This is a genomic window from Methylobacterium sp. WL6, from assembly GCF_008040095.1.
Lineage (GTDB): Bacteria > Pseudomonadota > Alphaproteobacteria > Rhizobiales > Beijerinckiaceae > Methylobacterium.
Genome location: NZ_VRVH01000246.1, coordinates 1 through 6,902 on the forward strand (window position 1 = coordinate 1; position 6,902 = coordinate 6,902).

General features: G+C 69.8%; 5 protein-coding genes. 2 read left to right on the forward strand and 3 right to left on the reverse strand.

Annotation, left to right across the window (positions count from 1 at the left end):
- Positions 1-355: 355 nt before the first annotated feature.
- From FV230_RS22225 to FV230_RS22235, 3 genes are all read right to left on the reverse strand, one after another.
- On the reverse strand, positions 356-3,526 hold the full coding sequence (locus tag FV230_RS22225) for a multidrug efflux RND transporter permease subunit (protein ID WP_147728075.1): 3,171 nt from the start codon (positions 3,524-3,526) through the stop codon (positions 356-358).
- Between the two features lie 63 nt (positions 3,527-3,589).
- Positions 3,590-4,924, reverse strand: coding sequence for an efflux RND transporter periplasmic adaptor subunit (locus tag FV230_RS22230; RefSeq protein WP_147843952.1), 1,335 nt, complete (start codon positions 4,922-4,924; stop codon positions 3,590-3,592).
- Positions 4,925-5,164: 240 nt separating this feature from the next.
- Positions 5,165-5,479: a hypothetical protein gene (locus FV230_RS22235; RefSeq protein ID WP_147843949.1), complete on the reverse strand. Its 315-nt coding sequence runs from the start codon at positions 5,477-5,479 to the stop codon at positions 5,165-5,167.
- Between the two features lie 330 nt (positions 5,480-5,809).
- Here FV230_RS22235 and FV230_RS22240 point away from each other — a divergent pair, with 330 nt between their 5' ends.
- Both FV230_RS22240 and FV230_RS22245 read left to right on the forward strand, forming a co-directional pair.
- Positions 5,810-6,373: a L,D-transpeptidase gene (locus FV230_RS22240; RefSeq protein WP_147843950.1), complete on the forward strand. Its 564-nt coding sequence runs from the start codon at positions 5,810-5,812 to the stop codon at positions 6,371-6,373.
- A gap of 180 nt (positions 6,374-6,553) precedes the next feature.
- A partial coding sequence (locus FV230_RS22245; protein WP_187275584.1) for a GAF domain-containing protein occupies positions 6,554-6,902 on the forward strand: 349 nt, incomplete at its 3' end.

The window sequence follows — 6,902 nt, forward strand, 5'->3', positions numbered from 1 at the left end:
GAGCGGCGGGGATTGCCGCGGCCGGCGGCGCGGCGGGCGTGGTGCTGCGCGCCGGCGGATCGGTCCAGGCGCCGTTGGGGGCGGTCTGCGCGGAGGCGGCCGTCGTGCCGAGCGCTAGGCTCAGCATCAGGGTCGCCCAGAGGATTCCACCGGCTCCGATCGACATCGCGCACTCCCTGGCGGATGGCGGCGGCAGCGCGGACGACGCTGCCTGCCTCGGCACAATTCTTACCGAGATCTTACGACAGCGTCCACGAGGATTGTCCTCGCCCGGTGCCGCGCGGCACGCGATCAACAACGTACCCGCGGCAACCAGTGCACGGCGATCGGGCCTGCGCCCGAATGCCGTCCGGCGCTACTCCGCCGGCACGCCGTGCCCGCCCGGCGCCCGCACCGCCGGGGTCGCGGCATCGGCCTTCTCGCCGGCGAGCACGTCCTTGCGGCGGAAGAGCCGCATCACGACCACGAAGAACACCGGTACGAAGAACACCGCCAGGATGGTCGCCGAGATCATGCCGCCCATCACGCCGGTGCCGATCGCCTGCTGGCTCTTCGAGGCGGCGCCGGTGGCGATGGCGAGCGGCACCACGCCGAAGATGAAGGCGAGCGAGGTCATCACGATCGGGCGGAACCGCAGCGTCGCCGCCTCGATCGTCGCGTCGACGATCGAGGTGCCCGGCTTCCACAAGTCCTTGGCGAACTCCACGATCAGGATCGCGTTCTTGGCCGACAGGCCGATGATCGTGATCAGCCCGATCTTGAAGTAGACGTCGTTGGGCAGGCCGCGCAGGTAGACCGCCGCCACCGAGCCGATGACGCCGAGCGGGATCACCAGCAGCACCGAGACCGGGATCGCCCAGCTCTCGTAGAGCGCGGCCAGGCACAGGAACACGATCAGCACCGAAAGCGCGAGCAGCAGCGAGGCCTGGGAGCCGGCCTGCTTCTCCTGCAGCGACTGGCCGGTCCAGGTGTAGCCGAAGCCCTTGGGCAGCTGGCCCATCAGCCGCTCCATCTCGGCGATCGCGTCGCCCGACGTGTAGCCGGCGTTGGGCTCGCCGGTGATGCGGACCGACTGGTAGCCGTTGAAGCCGACGATCTGCTGCGGCCCGACGCTCCATTTCAGGTCGGCGAAGGAGGACATCGGCACCATCGTGCCGGAGGCGTTCTTCACCCCGTAGTTCAGGATGTCGGTCGCCTGCATCCGCTGGAGATCCTCCGACTGGACGATCACGCGCTGCATCTTGCCCCGGTTCGGGAAGTCGTTGGTGTAGACCGAGCCGAGGTTGACCTGGATCGTCGCGTTGATGTCCTCGAACTTCACCCCGAGCGCGGCGGCCTTCTCGCGGTCGATGACGAGCTCGGCCTCGGGCGCCGGCGGCAGGCCCTCGATCTTCATCTTCTGCAGCACCGGGCTCTGCATCGCGAGCTTCAGGAGCTGTTCCTGCGCGGCGAGCAGCGCCGAGTAGCCCTTCTGCGCCCGGTCCTGGAGGCGGAACGAGAAGCCGGCGGCGTTGCCGAGGTTGTCCACCGGCGGCGGCTCCTGCGCGTCGACGATCGCGTCGCGATAGCCGGAGAGCGCCTTGTTGGTTCCGGCCACGAGCGCCGAGGCCGCGTTCGCCGCGTCGCGCTCGCCCCAGGGCTTCAGCGTCACGAAGGCCTGGCTGGTGTTCGAGCCCTGGCCGGAGAACGAGAAGCCGTTCAGCATCGTCACCGTGGCGACGCCGGGCTGGGCCAGCAGATGCTCCTCGACCTTGCGCACGGCGGCCTGCGTCCGGTTGAACGAGGCGCCGGGCGGGGTCTGGATGTCGACGGTGAAGAAGCCCTGGTCCTCCAGCGGCAGGAAGCCCTCGGGCAGCCGCGCGAAGGCGAAGGCGACGCCGGCGACGAGCGCGAGGTAGACGATCATCACCCGGCCGGACTTCTTGATGAACCACGCGGTGCCGCGGCCGTAGCGCTTGGTCTCGCGGTCGACGATGCGGTTGAACCAGCCGAACACGCCGCCCTTGGAATGGCCATGGCCCTTCGCGACCGGCTTCAGCAGTGTCGCGCACAGGGCGGGGGTGAGCGAGAGCGCGAGCACCGCCGAGAAGGCGATCGAGGTCACCATCGCGATCGAGAACTGGCGGTAGATGATGCCGACCGAGCCGGGAAAGAACGCCATCGGGATGAACACCGCGATCAGCACCAGGGTGATGCCGATGATCGCCCCGGTGATCTGGTCCATCGCCTTCTTGGTCGCGTCCTTCGGCGACAGGCCCTCCTCGGTCATGATGCGCTCGACGTTCTCGACCACGACGATGGCGTCGTCGACGAGGATGCCGATGGCCAGCACCATGCCGAACATCGTCAGCACGTTGATGGAGAAGCCCGCGAGCAGCATCGTGCAGCAGGTGCCCATCAGGGCGATCGGCACGACGATGGTCGGGATCAGGGTGTAGCGGATGTTCTGCAGGAACAGGAACATCACCACGAAGACGAGCACCACCGCCTCGACGAGGGTGTGCAGCACCTTCTCGATCGAGGCCTTCACCGCGGGGGTGATGTCGTAGGGGATGTCCCACTTCAGGCCCGGCGGAAAGAACTGCGACAGCTCCTCCATCTTCTTGCGGATGGCGCCCGCCGTCTCCAGGGCGTTGCCGTCGGGCGCCAGCGTCACCGAGATGCCCGCGGCCTGGCCGCCGTTGAGGCGGGTCGAGAACTGGTAGGCATCGCCGCCGAGCTCGATCCGCGCGACGTCGCGCAGGCGCACGTTCGAGCCGTCCGAGTTGGCGCGCAGCACGATCGCGCCGAAGTCGTCGACCGAGGCGAGCTGGCCCTTGACGATGATCGGCGCGGTGATCGCCTGGCTGTACGGGCTCGGCTGCGCGCCGACGGCGCCGGACGCCACCTGGATGTTCTGGTTGCGGATCGCGTCCGTCACGTTCTCGGCGGTGAGCGAGAGCCCGCGCAGCTTGTCCGGGTCGACCCAGATGCGAAGGCTGCGCTCGGTCGAGTACAGCGTCGCGCGCCCGACCCCGGGAATGCGGCGGATCTCGTTGATGACGTTGCGGATGAGGAAGTCGCCGAGCCCGATCTCGTCCATCTTCCCGTCGGTCGAGACCAGGGTGATGATGTTGAGGGTGGCGGCCGACGCCTCCTCGACCAGGATGCCCTGCTGGCGGACTTCGGCCGGGAGGCGCGCCTCGACGCGCTTGAGGCGGTTCTGCACCTCGACCGAGGCCAGCGCCGGGTCGGTGCCGGGCTGGAAGGTGGCGGTGATGTTGACGGCGCCGAACGAGTCGCTCGTCGACTCGAAGCTCATGATGTTGGCCGCGCCGTTCAGCTCGTCCTCGATCAGCCGGGTCGTGCCGGTGTAGAGGCTCTCCACCGAGGCGCCGGGATAGGCGGTCGACAGGGCGATCGCCGGCGGCGCGATCACCGGATACTGCGCCACCGGCAGCAGCGGCAGCGCGAGCGCGCCGCCGAGGATGATGAACAGCGCGACGACCCAGGCGAAGACCGGCCGGTCGATGAAGAAGCGTGCCATGGATGTTCCGGATCAGCCTGTCGGGTGGTCGGTCGTCGGCGCGTCGTGATCAGCGCAACTTGCTCAGCGCGTCTTGGCGGCGGCCTCGGCCTTGCCGTCCGAAGCTTTGCCGTCCGAAGCCTTGATCGCGCCGGCCTTCGCCGCGCTCGCCTTGGCTTCGGCGGCCCGGGCCTCGGCGGCCTTGGCCTCGGCCATCTTGGCTTCGGCGACCTTCGCCTCCGCTTCGGCGACCTCGTCGACGTCGTGCGGCATGGCCTCGGCGGTCTCGTGCGGCGGCGTCTTGTCCACCGGCTTCACCTGCTGGCCGGCGACGATCTTCTGGAAGCCCTCGATCACCACCCGCTCGCCGGCCTTGAGGCCGTCGCGGATCAGCCAGTTGGTGCCGACCACCGGGCCGACCTCGACCGGCTGGAGCATGACCTTGTCGTCCGCCTTGACGACCCAGACCTCGGCCTTGCCGTCGTTGGTGCGCTGGATCGCCTGCTGCGGCACCGCGATCGCATCGGAATCGATGCCCTGCTTGATCCGGGCGCGCACGTACATGCCGGGGAACAGCTCGTCGTGCGGGTTGGGGATCTGCACGCGCAGCGTCACCTGGCCGGTGCTCGGGTCGGCGGTGACGTCCGAGAACAGGAGCCGGCCCGCCATCGGGTAGAGGGCGCCGTCGTCCATGATCAGGTGGACGTTGGCGGAATCGCGCTCCAGCCGCGAGAGCTCGCCGCTGGCCAGATCGCGCCGGAGCTTGTTCAGCTCGCCGACCGACTGGGTGATGTCGACGTAGATCGGGTCGAGCTGCTGGATCGTGGCGAGCACGCCGGTGGTGCCGGATTCGATCAGGGTGCCCTCGGTGAGCAGCGCCCGGCCGATGCGGCCCGAGATCGGCGCGCGCACATCCGTCCAGTCGAGGTTGAGCTTGGCCCGGTCGCGGGTCGCCCGGGCGCCGGCGACCTCGGCCTCCGCCTGCTTCTTGCCGGCGAAGGCGGTGTCGTACTGGGCCTGGCTCGCCGACTGGCGGGTGAGCAGCGTCTCGAGGCGCTCGGCCTGCTGGTTGGCGAGGACCAGGGCCGCCTCCTGACGCGCCAGCGCGGCCTCGGCGCTCATCAGATCGACCTGATACGGTGCCGGGTCGATCTTGTAGAGGACGTCGCCCTCCTTGACCTGGCTGCCCTGCTCGAACAGCCGCTTCACCACGAGGCCGGAAACGCGGGACCGCACCTCGGCGATCCGCATCGGCGCGACGCGGCCGGGCAGGTCGCGGACGTAGGGGATCGCCTGGGGCGCCACCGTGACGATGCTGACCTCCGGCGGCGGAGGCGGGACCGGGGCCGAGGCCTGCTTCTGGTTGCAGGCGGAGAGCGCGACGAGAAACACCCCGAAACCGAGCGAGGCAGGGCGCATCCGGCGGGCGGACAGGGAGAAGGTCAAGGTCGGGTCGCTCCTGCGAAACGCATCTCGGGGAAGGCCGAGGCGAGGCTCGGCCGTCCGGTGTGTGTCGGTGGCGCGTGGTGCCGGATCGTTCGGCAACGGTCGCCCGCTCGAGGGGTCGGGGCAACCGCGAGGACAGCGCGAGACCCCCGCTTTCGCAGGACATCTTGGCGATCCCGCGACGACGGGCGGAAAGTCCGCGCCGTCGGCCCTTCAGGCGAGCCGGGGCGGGCGGTCGGGCGGTGCGGAAGCCCGGGCGCGCACGACGGCGCGGCCGCGTGGAACGAAGGCGGATCCGGACAGGCATCGGAGGAGGTGCGGCAGCGGATCGGCGGAGGCCGGGCGTCCGGCCCAATCGTCGGCCTCGACCGCGTGCGGCGCGACCATGTCGACCGAAGCGTCGGCGGCGTCGGCCAGGACCGACCGGGGAGCCGTCAGCGTCGAGCCGCTGCCCGAGACGGCGGCACCGGCCTCCCGAGGGAGACCGACGACGAGCAGCAGCACGCCGACCACGAGAGCGACGAGCACCCGCAGCATCGTGGCACGAGCGGCCACGCGGGCCGGCGCAGCGATTTCGGAGGGGCATGTCACGGCTCCCATAAAGGCTCTGCCCCATCGCGGCACAACCGGCTGCGACATCTTGTCGAGAGGGTCTGCGAGAAATTCGGGAACCAATCGCCCTCCGCCTCCGACCGGGTGGAGGGCTTTCCGGGTCGGCAGGCCGCGATCCGCCCGCAGGAAGTGTTGCGGCGATCCCACAGGCGGCGCGTTCCGGGCCCCCAACGCATCCGACGTCCGCCGCTTGCCGCAATGCCCGCCTATCCGGCGGCGGATCGAACGAACCACCGGAGGACCTGCATGACACGCCGCATCGCCACACTCTGCCTCGCTGCCGGGCTCGCGCTCGGCGCCGGCGCGGCGCACGCGAACCCGTTCGATGCCGGGCCGATCGCCGACTTCATGAACATCTTCCGCACCCAGGCGATCCCGCGCGAGACCATCGCCTGGAAGGGGAAGGAGAAGCCCGGCACCATCGTCGTCTCGACGAGCCAGCGCCGGCTCTTCTACGTGCTCGGCGGCGGCGAAGCGGTGCGCTACGGCGTGGGCGTCGGGCGCGAGGGCTTCTCGTGGTCGGGCGAGAAGAGCGTCACGATGAAGAAGGAATGGCCGTCGTGGCGGCCGCCGTCGCAGATGCTCGCCCGCCGCCCGGACCTGCCCCGCTTCATGGCCGGCGGCCAGGACAACCCGCTCGGGGCCCGGGCGATGTATCTCGGCTCGTCGCTCTATCGCATCCACGGCTCCAACGAGCCCGAGACCATGGGCGCCGCCGTCTCTTCCGGCTGCATCCGGATGACCAACAAGGACGTGGTCGACCTCTACGATCGCGTCCGCGTCGGCACCAAGGTGATCGTTCGCAACTGATGGTTGATGGCGGCGGGATGGGGCGCCGGTCTTCGTCCCGCCGTTACGAAGGGCTTCGCCTGGGTAGCCGTCGCCTCGACCGACAAAATTACAATTCAAGATTGTAATTTTAAGTCTTTGACAGCGTTTGCCGTGAAATTCTGCCGTCCGCGCCCGATCGGGCGTCCGGGACGGTTTCGCATGGCGGATGATCGAGCAGGCTCAGCGGCGATGCGCGACGCGCGGACGGCGTCGGTCGAGGCGTCGCTGCAGGGCCTGATCGACCTGGCCGCGGACCTGCTCGAGGCGCCGATCGCCGCCATCCTCGGCGCCGGGGCGCCGATCGGGCCGCGAGCGGAGGAAGCGAACGCGCTCGCGCCCTTCCGCGACCGTGCGATCGCCCGGGGCGACGTCCTCGTCGTCCCCGACGCGGCGATCGATCCGCAGTTCCGTGCCGGCTCCGCCGGCCGCGGCGCGATCCGCTTCTTCGCCGGCGCGCCGCTGATCGACCGCGACGGCACCTGCCTCGGCGTGCTGTGCGTCGCCGACC

Bases quoted from the DNA above. Each gene is read 5' to 3' on its own strand.
- FV230_RS22240 (WP_147843950.1), top strand. From the start codon at position 5,810: ATGACACGCCGCATCGCCACACTCTGCCTCGCTGCCGGGCTCGCGCTC.
- FV230_RS22225 (WP_147728075.1), bottom strand. From the start codon at position 3,526: ATGGCACGCTTCTTCATCGACCGGCCGGTCTTCGCCTGGGTCGTCGCG.
- FV230_RS22230 (WP_147843952.1), bottom strand. From the start codon at position 4,924: ATGCGCCCTGCCTCGCTCGGTTTCGGGGTGTTTCTCGTCGCGCTCTCC.